General features: G+C 65.5%; 17 protein-coding genes. 5 read left to right on the plus strand and 12 right to left on the minus strand.

All coding sequences use genetic code 11. The features are described 5' to 3' along the window. Nucleotides 1-3: 3 nt before the first annotated feature. The 6 genes from cas5e to MSIMFI_RS20665 all read right to left on the minus strand — a co-directional run bounded on the left by cas5e (nt 4) and on the right by MSIMFI_RS20665 (nt 8,180). Nucleotides 4-729, minus strand: coding sequence for a type I-E CRISPR-associated protein Cas5/CasD (cas5e, locus tag MSIMFI_RS20640; protein WP_191498911.1), 726 nt, complete (start codon nt 727-729; stop codon nt 4-6). Next, the gene (gene cas7e, locus MSIMFI_RS20645; RefSeq protein WP_191498912.1) at nt 726-1,853 is read right to left on the minus strand and encodes a type I-E CRISPR-associated protein Cas7/Cse4/CasC; all 1,128 of its coding nucleotides are present in this window, start codon (nt 1,851-1,853) and stop codon (nt 726-728) included. The genes cas5e and cas7e overlap by 4 nt, the downstream gene beginning before the upstream one ends. 6 nt (nt 1,854-1,859) lie before the next feature. Next, the gene (gene casB, locus MSIMFI_RS20650) at nt 1,860-2,600 is read right to left on the minus strand and encodes a type I-E CRISPR-associated protein Cse2/CasB (protein WP_191498913.1); all 741 of its coding nucleotides are present in this window, start codon (nt 2,598-2,600) and stop codon (nt 1,860-1,862) included. Next, nucleotides 2,516-4,165, minus strand: coding sequence for a type I-E CRISPR-associated protein Cse1/CasA (gene casA / locus MSIMFI_RS20655; protein ID WP_191498914.1), 1,650 nt, complete (start codon nt 4,163-4,165; stop codon nt 2,516-2,518). The genes casB and casA overlap by 85 nt, the downstream gene beginning before the upstream one ends. Continuing rightward, nucleotides 4,162-7,011: a CRISPR-associated helicase Cas3' gene (gene cas3 / locus MSIMFI_RS20660; RefSeq protein ID WP_224770346.1), complete on the minus strand. Its 2,850-nt coding sequence runs from the start codon at nt 7,009-7,011 to the stop codon at nt 4,162-4,164. Before cas3 ends, casA begins: the two co-directional genes overlap by 4 nt. A 155-nt stretch (nt 7,012-7,166) precedes the next feature. Continuing rightward, the gene (locus tag MSIMFI_RS20665; protein WP_191498915.1) at nt 7,167-8,180 is read right to left on the minus strand and encodes a uroporphyrinogen decarboxylase/cobalamine-independent methonine synthase family protein; all 1,014 of its coding nucleotides are present in this window, start codon (nt 8,178-8,180) and stop codon (nt 7,167-7,169) included. Between the two features lie 49 nt (nt 8,181-8,229). Between MSIMFI_RS20665 and MSIMFI_RS20670 the strand changes: the two genes are divergently transcribed. Next, a complete protein-coding gene (locus MSIMFI_RS20670; RefSeq protein WP_191498916.1) occupies nt 8,230-8,862 on the plus strand; it encodes a sensor domain-containing protein in 633 nt (210 codons plus the stop codon). Here MSIMFI_RS20670 and mnmA read toward each other — a convergent pair. The 6 genes from mnmA to MSIMFI_RS20700 all read right to left on the minus strand — a co-directional run bounded on the left by mnmA (nt 8,859) and on the right by MSIMFI_RS20700 (nt 14,807). Then, nucleotides 8,859-9,947 carry a tRNA 2-thiouridine(34) synthase MnmA gene (mnmA, locus tag MSIMFI_RS20675; RefSeq protein WP_191498917.1) on the minus strand — a complete coding sequence of 363 codons (1,089 nt, stop codon included), beginning with the start codon at nt 9,945-9,947 and terminating at the stop codon, nt 8,859-8,861. The genes MSIMFI_RS20670 and mnmA overlap by 4 nt on opposite strands. Next, on the minus strand, nt 9,948-11,126 hold the full coding sequence (locus MSIMFI_RS20680) for a cysteine desulfurase family protein (RefSeq protein ID WP_191498918.1): 1,179 nt from the start codon (nt 11,124-11,126) through the stop codon (nt 9,948-9,950). Nucleotides 11,127-11,159: 33 nt separating this feature from the next. Next, complete coding sequence (locus MSIMFI_RS20685; RefSeq protein ID WP_191498919.1) at nt 11,160-12,011, minus strand: lysophospholipid acyltransferase family protein; 852 nt, start codon at nt 12,009-12,011, stop codon at nt 11,160-11,162. Further along, the gene (locus MSIMFI_RS20690) at nt 12,011-12,859 is read right to left on the minus strand and encodes a GNAT family N-acetyltransferase (protein WP_191498920.1); all 849 of its coding nucleotides are present in this window, start codon (nt 12,857-12,859) and stop codon (nt 12,011-12,013) included. The genes MSIMFI_RS20685 and MSIMFI_RS20690 overlap by 1 nt, the downstream gene beginning before the upstream one ends. A 148-nt stretch (nt 12,860-13,007) precedes the next feature. After that, the gene (locus tag MSIMFI_RS20695; RefSeq protein WP_191498921.1) at nt 13,008-13,964 is read right to left on the minus strand and encodes an electron transfer flavoprotein subunit alpha/FixB family protein; all 957 of its coding nucleotides are present in this window, start codon (nt 13,962-13,964) and stop codon (nt 13,008-13,010) included. A 42-nt stretch (nt 13,965-14,006) separates the two neighbouring features. Then, on the minus strand, nt 14,007-14,807 hold the full coding sequence (locus tag MSIMFI_RS20700) for an electron transfer flavoprotein subunit beta/FixA family protein (RefSeq protein ID WP_186242202.1): 801 nt from the start codon (nt 14,805-14,807) through the stop codon (nt 14,007-14,009). 263 nt (nt 14,808-15,070) lie between these two features. On the opposite strand from MSIMFI_RS20700, the gene MSIMFI_RS20705 reads away from it, so the two are divergent. From MSIMFI_RS20705 to MSIMFI_RS20720, 4 genes are all read left to right on the plus strand, one after another. Then, nucleotides 15,071-15,880, plus strand: a complete 810-nt coding sequence (locus tag MSIMFI_RS20705) for a class I SAM-dependent methyltransferase (protein ID WP_191498922.1) — start codon at nt 15,071-15,073, stop codon at nt 15,878-15,880. Nucleotides 15,881-15,918: 38 nt separating this feature from the next. Beyond that, entirely contained in the window at nt 15,919-17,472 is a 1,554-nt protein-coding gene (locus MSIMFI_RS20710) for a 1,4-alpha-glucan branching protein domain-containing protein (protein WP_191499105.1), read from the plus strand. Between the two features lie 94 nt (nt 17,473-17,566). Continuing rightward, on the plus strand, nt 17,567-18,814 hold the full coding sequence (locus MSIMFI_RS20715; protein ID WP_186242200.1) for a glycosyltransferase family 4 protein: 1,248 nt from the start codon (nt 17,567-17,569) through the stop codon (nt 18,812-18,814). A gap of 16 nt (nt 18,815-18,830) precedes the next feature. Beyond that, complete coding sequence (locus MSIMFI_RS20720) at nt 18,831-19,229, plus strand: hypothetical protein (RefSeq protein ID WP_191498923.1); 399 nt, start codon at nt 18,831-18,833, stop codon at nt 19,227-19,229. The last annotated feature ends 219 nt before the right edge of the window (nt 19,230-19,448 follow it).

Consider the following 19,448-nt stretch of genomic DNA (forward strand, 5'->3'; position numbering starts at 1 on the left):
TCCTTACCCCTCTAACGCAGAGATCGGGTCGTGCTGTGGCCGAGGCTCGTTCACACCGCGTGGGTTTGCGACCTCGACTTGGTCGCGGACGATTCGCCGCCACGTGTACTGCCTGTGGTTCGGGTCGAAGCTAAGCGGAACATCACGGACCAGCTCCGATCCCTCCGACGGCGAGTCGGCGTCACGGATAGTGGCAAGCCGCACAACTGTGGTTCGCTTCCGCGTTTGGTGCTCGCGATGTGCGAGCCAGGGCAACGTGGCCAGTGCACCCAGCAAGTCAGTATCGAAGACTCCCAACGCTATTGGCCCCGCCGGTGGGCACGAGCGCCGCCCAAGGTAAAGAGGGAACTGCGGGCTACGGATCGCTTCGTCGATCCCGGCGACGAGTTCACGTTCGCCTTCGAGCACCGCAAGATAAACAGCATCCGACATGTAGTAGCGATCCGAGAGGGGCAAGGACCGCCATCCGACGCTGCCGTCACGCTCCTTTACTTGCCTTCGAGCCGTTTGGAAATCACGGATAAGATAGCCCGGCTGATCAACGCGGACGCCGCACCGAAGCCCAAGGAGCGACTCAAGCGGATCCGAACGTCGGATCCCCTTGGCGGCAGCGACAAGTCCCAACACTCCGCTCTTGGTAGGTGCCGTGTCGGTACCCCGACGAACGAATCGGCTACGGGAGCCCCAGGATTGCAACGGGCCCGTGAGCCGCAGCGCAACGACACTCACAGCTGTTCCTGAAGCCTTGTGGCTACAAGGCCCCCAAGGGCCGAGACAAGTTCGTCAAACGAGACGTTTGTTCCGATGTCGTCGAGGCTGGCGGTGTCCTCACCCACCCGTGTCACCCAGCCAACAACCGGCGTTTCGTCGTAGGCGCGCTCGATCTCAACCGCTTCGTTCCGCAGTGCCTCGCAAGCCCGTTTGACTCGGCCGAACCGCTCCGACTCGCGCACCGGGGTCTCGAAAGCACCAACAAGATTGATCGGCTGAGTACCGCGGACCAGCACGACAACTGCTTCGGGTAGGGTCCGGTTGGCGAAAGTGTTCTGTTTGCCGCTGGGCATCGACCTGACAAACGATCGGATGAAGGCTTCGACAGCGCGCTGTGTAGCAGCGGAATCGCCCAGATTGTCTGCGAGGCGGTTGACGTCGACAGTCGCATACCGATACAGAGTCGATGAGTTGAACTCGACCGTGCCGATCATGCCGGCACCGGTTTCTTCTCCTTTGACCTCGATGACGTCGTCGACGGCGGTGAAGTAGTCGAACTCCGTCTCAACCGGGTGAACGCTGATCGCGTGTGCAACCTGAGCAGCGGCATCGACGTTCAAATCGGTCTGGTCGGCTACCATTCGCCCGAAAAGCGCGATATCCACCGAATGGTCGCGATCGGCCAGGCTCTTGACGTTTGCTTCCTTGAGCGCCTTTGGCACATCTCCGGCGGCTGCCGCATCCACGGCCGCTCTGGCCAACGCTTGGATCTGATGTCGACCGAGGAATACGAGATAACCCGCTTCGGCCGGCTCGTCTTTCTTCGCCGCCTTCGTGACGATGCCGACTTCCTTGAACACAGCGGTAGCCAACTCCTCGGCGCGGTCTTCGAGTTCCGACGCAAGCGATACGATCTCAGCAGCCAGCAGTCCGATCACCCGCCGAGTCCGGACTCCGAGCTCGTTGCCATCCAATGTTGCTTCGAAGTCGGTGCGAGCCGCGCGCTTCCAAGACTGGCTGGATACCCGCGCTCGGCGAACCCCGCCATAGATCGCGGTCTTGGGGCTCCCGGTGTCGTCCCTGTTGAGATTGCTCGGCGGGACGGTCTGCAAAATGTGGATGTCAATAATAGTGCGACTCATGAGATTTCACTCCTCCGTTGGTTGGATGGTTTCTGAATGTGCAGTGGTATCACCCTCAACCGCCTTGAATCGGTAGAACTCGCGGCCCCACGCGCGTCTCACGCTCTCGGACCGTTGAGGATTCAGCAACCCCAGCAGATCGTCAGCGAACCGGGCGTAGTCGAACCCATGCCTTGCGGCACGCAATTGCGCCACTAGTCCGCGAACATGCACCAGGATCTCGTCGATGGACGAGGCGGTCGCGACTGCCATGAATCGCCGCGTCACCGCCTTCTCACTCCGCTCTCCTCCGCGAGCTAGACAACCGACCGCACGACCGAGTGGCACCCCGTGCACGTGCGCCGGGCCCGACATGGATTGCTGATGTACGGCGAACAATGTGAGCGTGGCATGCGCGGCTTGCTCCGCACGGCTCGGTTCGTCACCAACCGATTGCAATGCCTCAGGAACCGCTGCGATCGTGTATTCCCAGATCTCGGGAACGCTGCCAGCGGTTTTGCCCAGAGCGCGGCGTAGCTTCGCCAGATCCGCGCGGGCACGAGGTGTTCCTGCTAGATACTCGGATTGCAGCCGATCCAGTCTCCAGTCTAGCGCCTTTCCGAGCTGACCAAGCCGCCTGGAAAGTGGTTCCGCCGGTGAAGAACTCGCGGTAGGTGTCGTCGTCACGATGCTGCTTCCTCCAATTTTGGATTCGATGGGTGATCGTGCACCGTCGGGAGTAGACGGCGAAGCGCGGCATGGAACCATGTCTCGGCGACCGCGACGTTGACCGCTCGATTGCGTATCTCCCGACCGACCCACGCCGACGGCGGTGCGGCGGATACGACGTCGTCGGCAATCAAACGCACCGACTCGACGACAACCTCACGCCATCTGCGCCGTGCCCCATCAAGGTCAACGCCGGGCATCAACGCCGCTACCCACCGTCGATATGGTTCTTCAAGCGCGACGTACAGGAGTTCGCGAGCCGAGTCACCAGCACCCGATTTGGGTTCTGCCCCGGCCGCTTGGGCGATGTTCTCGGCTAGCTTCCAGACTTCCGACGCGGCATGCTCTGCGTCCGCTACGGCTTCGACGGCTGTTCGGCCAGCTGCCGGCTGATCTTCACGCAAGATCATGATCGCTAGCGGCAACTCATCGTCGATGACGTCACCGATGGTCGCGTTCTGATCACCATACTGCGCACCGCACACGTGGATGGCGGGCCGGTAATTGTCCGGTAGATAGCCTTGCGCGACAAGGTCGCTGATCCATTGCAGCACTCCCGGCGCCAGGAAACGTTGGGGCTCAGAGCTGGTGCTCCCTCGACGCCCATTGACAGATGGGAGCAACGCAGCGATCCCACGCCACACCGATCGGTTCGGGTCATGCAGCAGCGGCATGTAGACGGTGGTCTTGAGTTTCTTCGTCTGCGGCTCGCTATAACGCCATGCGGTGTGTGGCTCTAGCCCATGGCGATTCTGTGAAGCGATCTTGTCGCCGTTGGCCAAGACCACCCCCACAACGTCGCCTCCATCGCGGGTGAGCCGAACCCGGCGGGTCTGCCAGGTGTAGAGCTCGATCGCACCATGCGGCGACCGTTCCTCCCATGAAGGCCCGTCCGGTTCCCTTTCCCAGGGCGGAAGGTCGTCAGGAGTTCCGACGCGGACATAGGTTTCGACGTCTCGCGCTATCAGGTTGAGCACAAGGGTCTCCCGAAGATTGCGACCTGTGGCCAAGACCGCGCCGACCTGGCCGGACCATCCGGTCCCGATCGGATAGCCTTTGCCACCCTTCACGGTCGGATCACCGACCGCGCCTGACTTGATCCCTGACGGGTCGAAAGCGTGGGTGTGCACGAGCCAGCGCGCGGCCTCAGCCGCACTGATGCGCTCCAGGCTCGCAGCTGATCGAGTGGTGAAAAACGGTGCGCCATTGGGCACATCACCGACCATCTTCTCCAGGCCGGAAACCTCGTCTTTTGAAGTGTGCAGCTCGGCGACTTGGAAAAACGGTGCGACAGAATCGAACAAATCAAACCGGTGTCGGACCCGGTCCGCATAGCGCTCGATCTTCTCGATTGGAAGTCCGTCCGCGGTCCACAACTCGTGCCACTGTTCGCGGCTACGCGGCCCTTCGAGCGCTCGGTGCAGGAAGGCCAACAGCATACGAGTGATCGCGAAGGCTTGAGTCGGCAGTTCGCCACCGACGGACGCGAAATCACTTGCGCACTGGAAAAGTTGGAGGATGGACACCAGCGCCTCGCGCCCGGCGTTGTCCAACACGATGATCCACGGCTCGTCGATCAGGTTGAAGCTGCCGTTGTCTGTCATGATTCGAGTACCTCCATGCCCCGATCGGGCGTGTATTTGATGGTGCGACCGGTAATGGCTCCCAGCCCGTCTCGGTCAATGACGACAACCGGCAGACGGTAGATGAGTTGGGAAAGTTCCCAGGATTCGGGCGTTGCCGCCCACAAGGCTTCTTCTGACTCCGCATTGCTGAATTCGAGCGGCAGCCGAAGCGAGCACGACGCCATAATCAATGCCAGCTCATCAGAAGGCGTCTGGTCGCGTGGCACCACCAAGCCAGCCTGCTCATCGGGAAGCCAAGCAGGAGTGAGCCATTCGCCGGACTCGGACTGTTGCATGACGATTGCCTCAAGTGTTGGCGCACCGTCACGCACCTGACCTTGGCCCTGAGCCTCGTCGTCCGTTTCACCCACGCTGCCCGAAACCCAGCCGAGGATGGCTGTACCTGGCGACGATGGATCGGCGACTTGGAATTCTCTTGCCCGCGCAGTCCGCATATCGATCTGGTGCAGCCATTTCGCGCGTGCACCCGTGATCTCGTCCTGCCACGACGCCGGCTCGATGGGTTCGGGCCCATATGCGGTCCGAACCAGCGGCGCGATATCGTCGGGAAGTTCGACGGTACCGCCGAGGCGAGGACGCAGCGTCGCTGCCGCGCGTAGCAGCGGATAGCTGTGGTAAACGTGTTTCGCTGCACCAGATTCCAGCTCAGGTGGATCCTGTGCGAAATCGATACCCGCGACATAAGCATGGGCAGAGCGCAGTTTGGGCGGTCGGCCAACCTGCCCATCACCGCGACTATGCCGATGTAGCCGCCCCATTCGTTGGAGCACCAAATCCACCGGTGCGAGATCGGTAATCAGCACGTCGAAATCGACGTCGAGCGACTGTTCAACGACCTGCGAAGCCACGACGATGTGTCGGTACGGGCGAGTCACAGCCATTCCCGGCGGTCCGAACCGGCTCAGCAGACCAGCGTCCTTTCGCAGCCTATCCACTGCGATGAAACGGGAATGCGCAACAGTTACCTCACCGGGGAACTCGGTCTGGAGCGCGTCTGCTGACCGCAGGACACGACGGACGGTGTTGCGGACCACCAGTGCGCAACCGCCATCCGACAGCAGCTCCCGAAGCAGGGCCGTCAACGCGGTCAGGTCGTCGTCAGCACCACCACCCAGTGCGTCGATGTGCACCGTGGTTCGCCGGCCAGAAGGCGGTACCGCGCGAGCATAAACCTGGCCCGACTCCGTCCATGAAATCAGGGGATACGCGCGATCTTCCGCCACGTCAGCACAATTGGACGAAGCCCGTGAATCCTCGCCGTCGGCTAGCCCACTTCGATAGGCCGCCATCAGATCGTTTCGACGTTCTGGCGGTAGGGTCGCCGACAATGCGAGAACGGGGACACGGTATGCGGCCAACCACGTTAAGACCTTGGTCAAGTAGGAGTTCATGAAAACGTCGTAGGCGTGAACTTCGTCCAAGACGACGACCTTGCCGGCCAACGCCAGATGCCGGAGCATCAAATGACGCGACTTGAGGCCGGCAAAGAGCAACTGATCGATCGTTCCCACGACAAAGTTGGCAAGTTGTGACTTCTTCCGGCCGGACAGCCACGCGTGCGCCACGACTGCGTGCTCGCCTGCGCGCGAATCGGATCGGCAACCCTCGTCGCTTCCGATCTGAGTCAATTGGCCCTCGACGATCCCCCGGAAAAGCCGGTTGAACCGCGCCTTCCCATGACTGAGCGTTATGGACCCCACCGATTGGTCGTGTGCGCCGACCGCGTCGAGCCACGCGATGACCCGATCGAACATCGCGTCGGTCGTCGCTTGTGTCGGCAGTGCGACATGTACTCCGCCGGCACTCCACCGACGCGCCATGATCTCAGCCGCTGCAAGTGCGGCCTCGGTCTTCCCTTCGCCCATGGGCGCCTCGATCACCACTAAACCGGGCGCCTTCATGGCCTCGGCCACTTCGCACACTGTGGTTTGAATCGGTCGCGGTTTTGCGTGGTGAGGCAAGCGGAATCGGGACGCGAAGAGTTCGTCAACTGTGCTAAGACGACCCGTCGCCCGCCAGGGTGCGGGCAACGCGAGTCTGCGCAGAGCCCGTTTTCCGCGAGCCGGGCTTTCGACGACATCCGGAAGCACTGCAGAGTAGAACGGCAAGAGCGATTCATTGCTCGCGATCCAGTCGGCCAGGATGACCAGTGCGGTAGTGACAACTTGGAATGAAGCCGACAATTCCACGGCGCGCCAATCGTCGAGATACTGTTGCGCACCGGTCCTGGCGGCTACATGCTCGGCCAGTTCCCGCTGGACGTCTGACCAACGGCCCTGGCCGTACAGGGTCGGATACTCGGCGGGCCTAGCCTCGAGGCTGACCGAATCAGGCGGGACGCCGTGATGACCGCCCAAGACCACCGCCCATGCCGCTACCAACCGTGGCGACCAGCCGCGGTCAAGCAGCCACAAGCGCAACAAATGATGACTGGCCAGCGAATGATGGACTTTTTGTCGGTCAACGAGATCAAACTTTCTCGGCGGCATATAGAGCCCATGCTCACGCATGCGCTGGGCAAGCGCATCGCTCTGGACAGCAAACGCCGGTGTGGCTTTACCCAAGTCGTGCAGACCTGCCAAGAAGGTCACCGCGGTGCGTGCGGCAACTACGTCACCGTTGAACGAACCCGCGAGAATGTTGATCACCGGCGGCGATAACCACTGGTCGAATAGGCCGCCCGCAACATCGGCAGAATCGTCCATGTGCTGCCACAGCGGAAGCCAGGCTCCCTCGTCGTTCAACGATTTGGCCCATACAGAGCGAGCGGCCTTGCTTAGCTCCATCACTGACTTCTTCCTCACGGTCCTCACACCGTCGCGAGCAGCATCGCATAGGGGACCGACAAACCACATGAGGTTCAACTACCGCGATGGACGCGGGTAGCGGCATACCCCGATGTAACAGGCGGCTCGACCGGGTCACCCCACGGCAAGCCGTGGCGCGCTAGGGTGCGCCCCTAAATGGCGTCCGGATCGTCTGCAAACGCCTCGGCGGTCTTGCGGGCCAGCTCGATCGCGGTGCGCGCCCACTCTTGGGTTGCACCGGCCAGGCCGCACACCGGGGCGACGCCGACGCGATCGCGCAGCACCGAGCGACCAAAGCCGAGCCGATCGGTCACCGCGACCACCGCGGCGGCCACCTCCTCCACCGATGGCCGCCGCTCCGGCGCGGTGCCGGCGACCACTCCCAGCACGATGCTGCGACCCGACTCGACGAATGCCGCGATGTCGTCCAAATCCGCGGCCCGCAGCGTGCCGGCATCCACCGATATGGCACTAATGCCGCTGCGCTGCAACAGGTTCCATGGCAATTCGGCTGCGCAGCTATGCACCATTACGTCCGCACCCACCGCTTCGACGCAGGTGTCGAGCAGCGCGCCGGCCACCGACTCGTCCAGCGGGGCCACCGGGCTCAGCGCGGTCACCCCGCTCAGCCGTCCGCCCAATGCCACCGGCAGCGACGGCTCGTCGAACTGCACTACCACCGGCGTGTCGAGCCGGCGGGCCAGCGCCGCGCGGTGCGCGGCTACCCCTTCGGCCAACGACGCCGCCAGGTCACGCACGGCACCGGGATCGGTGATGGCCCGGTGGCCGTTGGCCATTTCCAATCCCGCGGCCAGCGTGACGGGCCCGGGCGCCTGCACCTTGACCACCCGGCCGCCCCCGCGCAGGCCGGCCGTCTCCCAGGCCTCTTCCAGGGCATCCATGTCCTCGTCGAGCATGCTGACGGCTTTGCGGGTGACCGCCCCGGGCCGGGCGACGATGCGGTAGCCGCGTGGCACCGTGTCGATGGCCACGTCGATCAGCAGTGCGCCGGCTCGCCCCAGCATGTCGGCGCCCACTCCCCTGCCGGGCAGTTCCACAAGATGAGCCAACGCAACGGCCAATTCACCGACGACAACCTCGGCTGCCGGTCGCGCGGCGATACCGGGCCACGATCCGATACCGGTGGCCGCTGCGAAAACACTCACCGGGCAACCGTATTCGACATCGGGTAGGTTCGACCGAGAAGGGTGGCAGATGGCGAGGTTGATGCGGCCGCTGCTGTTGTTTTCCGCAGTGTTACTGACAGCGGCGTGCACACGGGTGGTGGGTGGCTCCGCGCTACCGGCGTTCGGCGCTCCGCCGTTGGGCGTGCTCGATGTCGGCGCGCTGCTGTTGGACCAATCGCGAATGCGTGCGATCACCGGCGCCGGTGACGACCTGACGATCATCCCCTCGATGGACGGCACGCAACCGGTGGACATCGAGTCCCTCGCCGAGACCGCGCCGCGGGAATGCCGGTTCATTTTCGCCGAGACCGCAACCTTCGGACCCGATGTTGCGGCGTTTCACAAGACGACCTTTCAGGACCCGCCGGACGGCAGTCTGATCTCCGAAGGCGCTGCCGCCTACCGCGACGCCGGCACCGCCCGGCATGCGTTCGACGCATTGGTGGCCACCGTCGGCGATTGTGCCGACAGTTCGAGCGGATGGCTGCTGGTTAGCAAGTGGAAGGCCGACGGTGACTCGCTGCGCATGCGGCCGGGCGGCTGCGGCCGCGACTATCGGCTGCTATCGGTGGCCCTGCTGGAAGTCACCTACTGCGGCTTCCCGGAATCGGTGTCCGACATCGTGATGACGAACATCGCCGCTAACGTGCCGGGAAGTTAGGCCCGGGCCAGTCGCGAAGTGCCGGCGATGGTGGCGCTGCCCAACACCTCGTCACCGTCGGGGTCGGGCCGGTAAAGCACCAGCGTCTGCCCGCGCGCGACACCGCGCAGCGGAGCGCCTAACCGCAGGCAAAGCTCGTCGCCGATCAATTCGGCTACCGCACTGGCGATTTCACCATGCGCACGCACCTGAACCGCACACTCGAACGGACCCCGCGGCGCACAACCGGCGGTGAAGACGGGCGCCCGTCCGGTCAACGCGTGCACATCGAGGTCGGCCACGTCGCCCACGTGGACGGTCGCGGTGTCGGCGTCGATTGCCGTCACGTAGCGCGGGCGACCGTCCGGCCCTGGCCCGGCGATGCCCAGGCCTTTGCGCTGACCGATGGTGAAACCATGCACACCATCATGTTCGGCAACCACGGCACCGTCGGAATTGACCACGGTCCCTCGGCGAATACCGATGCGCTCACCGAGAAACGCCCTGGTGTTCCCGGACGGAATGAAGCAGATGTCGTGACTATCCGGCTTGTCGGCGACCGCCAGGCCGCGACGGGCCGCCTCCGCCCGGATCTCCGGCTTGGGGGTGTCCCCAATCGGAAACGCGGCATGGCGCAGTTGCTCGGCGGTCAAAACGGCCAGCACGTAGGACTGATCCTTGTCCCGGTCAACGGCGCGGCGCAGCCGCCCATCGGACAGCCGGGCATAGTGGCCGGTCGCCACGGTGTCGAATCCCAACGCCAACGCTCTTGCCGACAGCGCCGAGAACTTGATTTGCTGATTGCACCGCACGCAGGGATTCGGGGTCTCCCCGCGGGCATAGGACGACACGAAATCGTCGATCACATCTTGCTTGAACTTCTCCGCGAAATCCCAAACGTAGAACGGGATTCCCAGCACATCGGCGACGCGACGGGCATCCGCTGCGTCTTCTTTGGAGCAGCAGCCGCGCGAGCCGGTGCGCAGTGCACCGGGCGCTGATGACAATGCCAGGTGCACACCGACCACATCGTGCCCGGCATCGACCATACGGGCGGCGGCAACCGACGAGTCGACGCCGCCGCTCATTGCGGCGAGAACCTTCATCTAGGAAGCCCCCGCAGCGGCCAGGGCGGCGCGCCTTGCGCGCGCTACCGCCCCGGGTAACACCTGCAGAGCAGCGTCGACATCAGCGTCAACACTGGTGTGGCCCAGCGAAAGCCGCAGCGACCCGCGAGCGCTCGCAGCGTCGGCACCCATCGCGATCAACACGTGCGACGGCTGCGTTACACCCGCGGTGCAGGCCGATCCCGTGGAGCATTCGATTCCGTTGGCGTCCAACAGCATCAACAACGCATCACCTTCGCAGCCGCGGAAGGTGAAGTGCGCGTTACCCGGAAGCCGCAGCGGGTCGATGGCGCCATTGAGGCGAACATCGTCGATCTCGGCGAGCACACCCTCGACCAGGCGGTCCCGCAACACGCGCAGCCGAGCGCTGTTGGCTTCCAACCCGTCCACCGCGATCTGGGCAGCCGCCGCCATTCCCACAGCACTGGCGACATCTGGTGTGCCAGAGCGGATATCGCGCTCTTGCCCGCCGCCGTGCAATAGCGATACACACGACACATCGCGTCGCAACAGCAACGCACCTACCCCCGGCGGCCCCCCGAACTTGTGGGCCGCCACGCTCATCGCAGAAAGGCCGCTGGCGCCGAAGTCGACCGGAAGCTGTCCGACCGCCTGAACGGCGTCACTGTGCATGGGGACGCCGAATTCTGCTGTGACGGCTGCTAATTCGGCGGTGGGCATGATGGTGCCCACCTCGTTGTTGGCCCACATGACCGACACCAGCGAGACATCGTCGTGACTCTGCAGCGCCTCGCGAAGCGCGCCCGCTGACACCGAGCCATCAGCAGCGGTGGGCAGCCAAGTCACCTGGGCGCCTTCGTGTTTGACGAGCCAGTTCACCGAGTCCAATACGGCATGGTGTTCCACCTCGGTGGTGACGATTCGCCGGCGACTTGGCTCCGCGTCACGGCGTGCCCAGTAGATACCCTTGACCGCCAGATTGTCACTCTCGGTGCCCCCTGCGGTGAAGATCACCTCGGACGGCCGCGCGCCGAGCTTGTCCGCGATCAATTCACGCGATTCCTCGATCCGCCGACGGGCCGCACGTCCGGTGGTGTGCAGCGACGACGCGTTGCCGACGGTGCCGAGAGCAGCCGTCATCGCCTCGATGGCGGCGGGGTGCATCGGGGTGGTAGCGGCGTGATCCAGGTAGACCATGACGCGCCCCAGGATACCGGCCCTCCCGAGGGTTCAGGCCACCAGCGCATGCCGGTGGCCAAGGTGCCGCATCGAGGCCCGCGGGGGGCTCAGGTGCACCGCGGCCTGGCAGCGTCGAGCCAGGTCCCGCCGATCGTTGGCCGGCAGCTGCAGAGATTCGACGCGCACCCATGCGACGGTGCGGCGCACCCGCAGCATCCGTCGCACCGACCGCAACAAGGTGTCGTCACCGACGAAGGCCGGAGCGGTCGACACACTGCCGTTGACGTGGTGATACGTCAGCCGAAGCGGCTGCACGGGGCGACCGGCATCGATCGCGGCCTGAAACATCGCCGGGTAGAACGGCCCGGACGCCACACCGCACCAGGTGGTGCCTTCCGGAAAGGCAACTACCGTATGACCGGCCCGCAACCGGCGGGCGACGGTCTCGACCACCCCGGGCAGCGTGCGCAGGCTGGACCGTTCGATCGGGATGACCTTGAGAATGCGGGCCACGATCCCGGTCGCCCGCCCGGTAAACATGTCGGCACGGGCAACGAACGACCCCGGCAACACCGCACCAATGGCGAAGGCGTCCAACCAGGAAATGTGGCTGCTAACCACCAGGACACCACGCAAGTTGCGAATCGGACTGCCCGACACCGTGATTCGCACGCCGAAACAGCGCAATACCAACCGGCAGTATGCGCGCTGCACGTGCGTACGGCCGGGCAGTGGCACGCCCAACAGCGGCACCCCCGGCGCCAGCAGCAGCGCCACGGTAACGCGCAGCGCTACCCGCAGTGCGACGAGCACGGGGCGCGCCCGGGCCTCGTCATCAAGGCCCACACAGCCGACATCGCAGGATGCGCGGGGTAGCCAGGAGTGTCCGGGCGGACCGTTCATTAGGCCGTTCCGCCCGCCAGCGCACCAGCCACCTCGGAGGCCGCGGAGACCGACCTCAGCCGTCGTAGATAGCGGGTATCGGCGTGCTGTTTGGCCAGCAGCACGCAGAAGTCGCCCACCCCGAAGTCCGGGTCGTGCGCCGGCTCGCCGCAGACCTGGGCGCCCAGGCGCAGGTAGCCGCGCATTAGCGGCGGAAGGGCCGGCCGTCTTGGCGGCGCAATGTCGTCGAGGCGACGGCCATCGACGCACACCGGTCGGTAGGGGTGCACCTGGTACGGGGCTGCGTGACGGGTCAGCACGAAGTCGCGCACGCCGCGGATCCGGCTCCCCGGCGGACCGTCGTCGCCACCGATCGGTACCGACACGCAGCCGGTCACGTAGTCGTAGTCGCATCGGTCCAGGTAAGCCAGGATGCCCGCCCACATCAGCAGCACCACCCCACCGTTGCGGTGACCTTCCCGTACCACCGCTCGGCCCATCTCCACCAGTGACGGCCGCAGCGGGTCGAGCGCTCGCACGTCGAATTCCGTGGCCGTATAGAGGCCTCCGGCGGCAATGGCACCCGACGGCGGCAACATTCGGTAGCAACCCACCAACTCGCCGGTGTCGTCGTCGCGTACCAAGAGGTGGTCGCAGTACTCGTCGAACCGGTCGGCGTCTCGGCCGTCACTGGCCGCGGGCAGGGCGAAGCCGGGTGTGCTGCTAAAGACGTCGTAGCGCAGCCGCTGCGCGGCCTCGATGAGCGAAGGGTCGGTGGACAGCAACAGGGAGTAGTGCGGCCCGGACGACGACCGTGTCGCCAGACCACGCGGCTTGTCGCTGGGTATGAGGACTGAAGCAATGCTCATGCCAACAACGTGGCGCAGCCGGTCAGCTAATCGGCATCGGGGCGCTGACATGTCGGTGCACGCCAGATGACGAAATGGGCCGAGCAGACGCAAAATTGCCCTGGAACGCTCGTTCCAGGGCAATTTTGCGTCTGCTCGCGCAGGGAAATTAGCCCTTGCGGGCCTTGATCCCCTCGGTCAATTGGGGCGCAACCTTGAACAGGTCACCGACCACGCCGTAGTCGGCGATCTCGAAGATCGGTGCCTCTTCGTCCTTGTTGACCGCAATGATGGTCTTGCTGGTCTGCATCCCGGCGCGGTGCTGAATCGCGCCGGAGATGCCCAGCGCGATATAGAGCTGCGGCGACACCGTCTTACCGGTCTGGCCCACCTGGAACTGGCCCGGGTAATAGCCTGAGTCCACCGCGGCACGCGACGCTCCGACCGCGGCGCCCAGCGAGTCGGCCAGCTCCTCGACCACCTTGAAGTTCTCGGCGCTCCCGACGCCACGGCCACCGGAAACCACCACGGTGGCTTCCGTCAGCTCCGGCCGGTCACCGGCAACCGCGGGCTCGCGAGAGGTGATCTTGGTCGCGTTTTCGGCGGGAGCCGGCACTTCCACGCTGACTTGCTCGCCCGCGCCGTCGGCCGGCGCGGCTTCGATAGCGCCGGCCCGCACGGTGATCACCGGGGTGTCGCCATTGGCCTGCGCCTCGACGGTGAACGCCCCACCAAAGATGGAGTGGGTCGCCTTGCCACCTTCCTTCACCTCGACCACGTCGACCAGCAGGCCCGAACCGATGCGGGCCGCAAGCCGGCCGGCGATCTCCTTGCCGTCGGCGGTGGCGGCCAGCAACACTGCGGCCGGAGCGTTCGATTCGGCCAGCGAGGCGAGCACGTCGACGACGGGCGTAATCAGATAGCTGTCGACGACCTCGGACTCGGCGACGTAGATCTTGGCGGCCCCAGCCGCCTTCAGCCCGTCAACCAGCGGCGCGGCCGTGCCCGGCGCGCCGACGACGACGGCGGCCGGCTCGCCCAGCGCCCGCGCGGCGGTGATCAATTCGGCGCTGACCTTCTTTAACGCACCTTCAGCGTGCTCGACGAGCACCAGTACTTCAGCCATGGGTTATATCGCTCTTCTCGTCTGTGGGAATTTCCGGGCCGCTTAGATGATCTTCTGGCTAACCAGGTACTGGATAATCTGGTTGCCACCTTCGCCCTCGTCGGTGACCTTTTCACCGGCCGTTTTCGGCGGCTTAGGTGTTGAGGACAACACCGTCGACCCGGCATTGGCCAGCCCGACCTCGTCGCCCTCGACTCCGATCTCGGCCAAAGTCAGGACGGCAACTTCTTTCTTCTTGGCGGCCATGATGCCCTTGAACGACGGGAAGCGTGGCTCGTTGATCTTCTCGTTGACGCTGACCACCGCGGGCAATGTGGCCTCGAGCGTGAACACGCCCTCGTCGGTCTCGCGCTCGCCGGTGACCTTGCCGCCATCTATGGACAATTTGCGCAGGTGGGTGAGCTGCGGCAGGCCCAGGTACTCAGCGATGATGGCCGGCACCGCGCCGCCGACGCCGTCGGTGGCCTCGTTGCCGGCGATGACCAGCTCGGTGCCCTCAATGGTGCCCAGCGCACGCGCCAGCGCCCACCCGGTCTGAATGACATCCGAACCGTGCAAGCCGTCGTCCTTGAGGTGGACGGCCTTGTCAGCGCCCATCGACAGAGCCTTGCGGATCGCCTCGGTGGCTCGCTCGGGGCCTGCAGTCAGCACGGTGACTGACCCTTCGATGCCGTCGGCGGCCTCCCGCTCCCGGATCTGCAGTGCCTCTTCCACTGCGCGCTCGTTGATCTCGTCCAGCACCGCGTCGGCGGCCTCGCGGTCCAGCGTGAAATCGCCGTCGGTCAGCTTGCGCTCCGACCAGGTGTCTGGGACCTGCTTGATCAGGACCACGATGTTCGTCATGAGTGTGGCTCGTCCTCCTCGAAGGCGTCCCACAGCGGTCGACTGCAGGACTTTGGTCACGCGATTCGCAACCGCACCGGCATGTTACTAGGCGGTAACTTCGCGCGGTCTGCCCTCACACCATAACTGGTCGCGGTTGCCCAATTGCCCGCTCCTCCTCGGTCCGCTAACACGGACCGCATCGTCGCCGGGCAGCACGTTCCCGCGCCCGCATCCGGTGCCCGGTTCGCGAATCGGAGGCTAGGGGTTAGCCTGCCTTAGCAATGAGCGCATTCGTCCCCGGCGTGCCCCCCGCCGACCAGCCCCCGGCGGTCGATGCGGTGTTGACCCTGACGGGCGAGCGGACCATTCCCGATCTGGACATCGAGAACTACTGGTTTCGCCGCCACGAGGTGGTGTACGAGCGGCTGGCTACCCGCTGCGCGGGCCGCGACGTGCTCGAGGCCGGATGTGGCGAAGGTTACGGCGCCGACCTGATCGCCGGCGTCGCGCGCCGCGTGGTCGCGGTGGATTACGACGAGGCGGCCGTTGCCCATGTCCGTCGCCGCTATCCCCGGGTGGAAGTCATGCAGGCCAACCTGGCCGAGTTGCCGCTGCCCGACGCGTCGGTGGACGTGGTGGTCAACTTCCAGGTCATCGAGCATCTGTGGGACCAGGGCCAGTTCGTTCGCGAGTGCGCCCGGGTGTTGCGCCCCGCGGGGCTGCTGATGGTGTCCACCCCCAATCGGATCACCTTCTCCCCCGGCCGCGAGACCCCGATCAACCCGTTTCACACCCGCGAGCTGAATGCCGATGAGCTCACCGAACTGCTGGTCCATGGGGGCTTCGCTGAGGTGGAGATGTGCGGGTTGTTTCATGGACCACGGCTGCAGGAGATGGACGCCCGTCATGGCGGCTCGATCATCGACGCCCAGATCGCGCAAGCGCTGGCCTGCGACGAAGGAGCACCCTGGCCGCCCGAGCTGGCCGCCGACGTCGCGGCGGTCACCACCGCCGACTTCGACCTGATCGGCCGCGGCGACCGTGAAATCGCTGACAGCTTGGACCTCATTGCGATCGCGGTGCGGGCGTGACCAATTTCGGGACGACTTCCGGTGACCGGGTACCCGGCATGTTCACCCTGGTGCTGCACACCCACCTGCCCTGGCTGGCCCATCACGGCCGCTGGCCGGTCGGGGAGGAGTGGCTCTACCAGTCGTGGGCGGCCGCGTACCTGCCACTGCTCCGGGTTTTGCAGACGCTGGCCGACGAGGGTCGCCGCGGGCTGATCACGCTCGGCATGACGCCGGTAGTCAACGCTCAGCTCGACGACCCGTACTGCCTCGACGGGATGCACCACTGGCTGGCCAACTGGCGGCTGCGAGCCGAGGAGGCCGCCAGCGTGCGCTCTGCTCCTCGCTCGAAATCGGCCGGTTATCTGTCCTGCACACCGAAGGCATTGCGGGCCTTTGGCATTCGCGAGTGCGCGGAAGCCGATCTGGCCCTCAACGACTTCGCCACCCGATGGCGACACGGCGGCAGCCCGTTGCTGCGCGGCCTGATCGACGCCGGGACTGTCGAACTGCTCGGCGGCCCGTTGGCCCACCCATTCCAGCCGCTGCTAGCGCCACGGTTGCGCGAGTTCGCGCTGCGCGAAGGCTTGGCCGACGCCCAACACCGGCTGGCCCACACCCCAACCGGGATCTGGGCGCCCGAATGCGCTTATGCCCCGGGCCTGGAAACCGAGTACACGGCTGCCGGCGTCTCCCACTTCATGGTCGACGGCCCGTCACTGCACGGCGACACCGCATTAGGCCGGCCGGTCTGCGACAGCGGCGTGGTCGCGTTCGGGCGTGACCTGCAGGTCAGCTACCGGGTGTGGTCGCCAAAATCCGGCTACCCGGGACACGCCGCCTACCGCGATTTCCACACCTACGACCACCTCACCGGTCTCAAGCCGGCCCGGGTCACCGGCCGCAATGTTTCGTCGGACGCCAAGGCGCCCTACGACCCCGAGCGCGCCGACCGGGCGGTTGACGTCCACGTCGCCGACTTTGTCGACGTGGTACGCAACCGGCTGCTATCGGAGTCCCAGCGCGTCGGGCGACCCGCCCACGTGGTGGCGGCCTTCGATACCGAGTTGTTCGGTCACTGGTGGTACGAGGGACCGACGTGGCTGCAGCGGGTGCTGCGGGCGTTGCCCGCCGCCGGCGTGCGGGTGGGGACCTTACGCGATGCCCTTATCGACGGGTTCGTCGGCGAGCCCGTCGAATTACCGCCCAGCTCTTGGGGTTCCGGCAAGGACTGGCAGGTATGGAACGGCGAGAAGGTGGCCGATTTGGTCCAGCTCAACGCCGAAGTGGTCGACACCGCGCTCTCCACCGTCGACAAGGCTCTGGGGGCGCAAACGGCATCGCTGGACGGACCACTGCCCCGCGATCACGTGGCCGATCAGATCCTGCGCGAGACGCTGCTCACCGTTTCCAGTGACTGGCCGTTCATGGTGAGTAAGGATTCCGCGGCCGACTACGCCCGCTACCGTGCTCACCTGCACGCACATGCCACCCGGGAGATCGCCGGCGCGCTGGCCTCCGGCCGGCGCGACAGCGCACAGCGGCTGGCCGACGGATGGAACCGCGCCGACGGCCTGTTCGGCGCCTTGGATGCGCGTAGGCTGCCCCGGTGAGCCCGCTGTCGTCCCGCGAGCGTGCGTGTCTGCCCGGCGACACGCCGGTGTACGTGGCATTTTGTGCACGCTCGCGCCGGAGAGGGACACGCGCATGAAGATCCTGATGGTGTCGTGGGAGTACCCACCGGTGGTGATCGGCGGGCTGGGCCGGCATGTGCATCACCTGTCGACCGCGCTCGCGGCGGCGGGCCACGACGTCGTGGTGCTGTCTCGCCGCCCCACCGGCACCGACCCCCGCACACACCCGTCGTCTGATGAGGTCAGCGAGGGTGTGCGGGTGATCGCGGCGGCACAGGACCCGCATGAGTTCACCTTCGGCGCCGACATGATGGCCTGGACTCTGGCGATGGGCCACGCGATGATCCGCGCCGGTCTGTGCCTCAAGCGACACGGCTCCGACCGCCCCTGGCGTCCCGATGTAGTGCACGCACACGATTGGCTGGTTGCCCATCCGGCCATTGCACTAGCCCAATTCTACGACGTACCAATGGTTTCCACGATTCACGCGACGGAGGCGGGGCGGCATTCCGGCTGGGTCTCGGGGGCGCTCAGCCGTCAGGTGCACGCGGTCGAGTCGTGGCTGGTGCGTGAATCCGATTCGCTCATAACATGTTCGGCGTCGATGAGCGACGAGATCACCGAACTGTTCGGACCCGGCCTGGCCGAGATTACGGTGATCCGTAACGGCATTGACGCGGCGCGCTGGCCATTCGCCGCCCGCCGCCAACCTCGCAGCGGGCCGCCTGAGCTGCTCTACGTCGGACGACTGGAGTACGAGAAGGGCGTGCACGACGCTATCGCCGCACTGCCCCGGATCAGACGCCACCACCCCGGTACCACGCTGACCATCGCCGGCGACGGTACCCAGCAGGAGTGGCTTATCGAGCAGGCCCGTAAACACAAGGTGCTCAAGGCAACCCGGTTCGTCGGGCACCTGCATCATGACGAGCTGCTCGCCGCGCTGCACCGCGCCGACGCCGCGGTACTGCCCAGCCACTACGAACCGTTCGGGCTAGTGGCATTGGAAGCCGCCGCGGCCGGTACCCCGCTGGTGACGTCGAACATCGGCGGTCTGGGCGAAGCGGTGATCAACGGCGTCACCGGGGCGTCGTGTCCACCGCGCGACGTGGCGGGCCTGGCCGCGGCGGTGCGCACCGTGCTCGACGATCCGGGGGCCGCGCAGCGACGCGCCCGCGCCGCCCGGCAGCGCCTCACTTCCGACTTCGCTTGGCAGACGGTCGCCGAGGAGACCGCGCAGGTGTACCTGGCCGCCAAGCGCGGCGAACGGCAACCGCAGCCACGACTGCCCATCGTCGAGCACGCACTGCCGGACCGTTAACGATCGGAGCCGTGAGATGAACCCGCAGAACGGCAATGGCCGCCACTTCCCGTACCGGTACGACCCTCGGCTGGCCCCGCTCTGGCTACCGTTTCGGTGGCCAGGCAGCCAAGGCGTGACACTGACCGACGACGGCCGTTTCGTCGCTCGCTACGGCCCCTTTCGCCTCGAAGCCCCGCTGTCTCAGGTACGCGATGCACACATCACCGGCCCATATCGATGGTGGACGGCGGTAGGCCCCCGATTGTCGTTCGTCGACGACGGCCTCACCTTCGGAACCAATGCACGCACGGGGGTTTGCGTCCACTTCGAGCCCCGTATCCACCGCGTGATCGGCCTGCGGGATCACTCCGCACTGACCGTAACCGTCGCAGATACTGAGGGACTGGTCGCCGCGCTCAAGGGTGCGACGTAGCGCGCTACGACACGTCGTCGACGCTACCTACGTCGTTGGGTTGCGACGGCGCCAATAGCGTCATCCGCGCTTCGATAGGCGCTGTGATCGCTGGACCACAACCTCCTAATGCGCTGGCCGTGCGCAACTTCGGGTCAGGCGATGCGGATCGCACCTGCGCAGTCCTGCCGCAGCAGATCACGATCGTCGTCGCTGCATCGAGTCGACGGCAGATAGTGT

It is taken from the genome of Mycobacterium simulans (genome assembly GCF_900232995.1).
GTDB lineage: Bacteria > Actinomycetota > Actinomycetes > Mycobacteriales > Mycobacteriaceae > Mycobacterium > Mycobacterium simulans.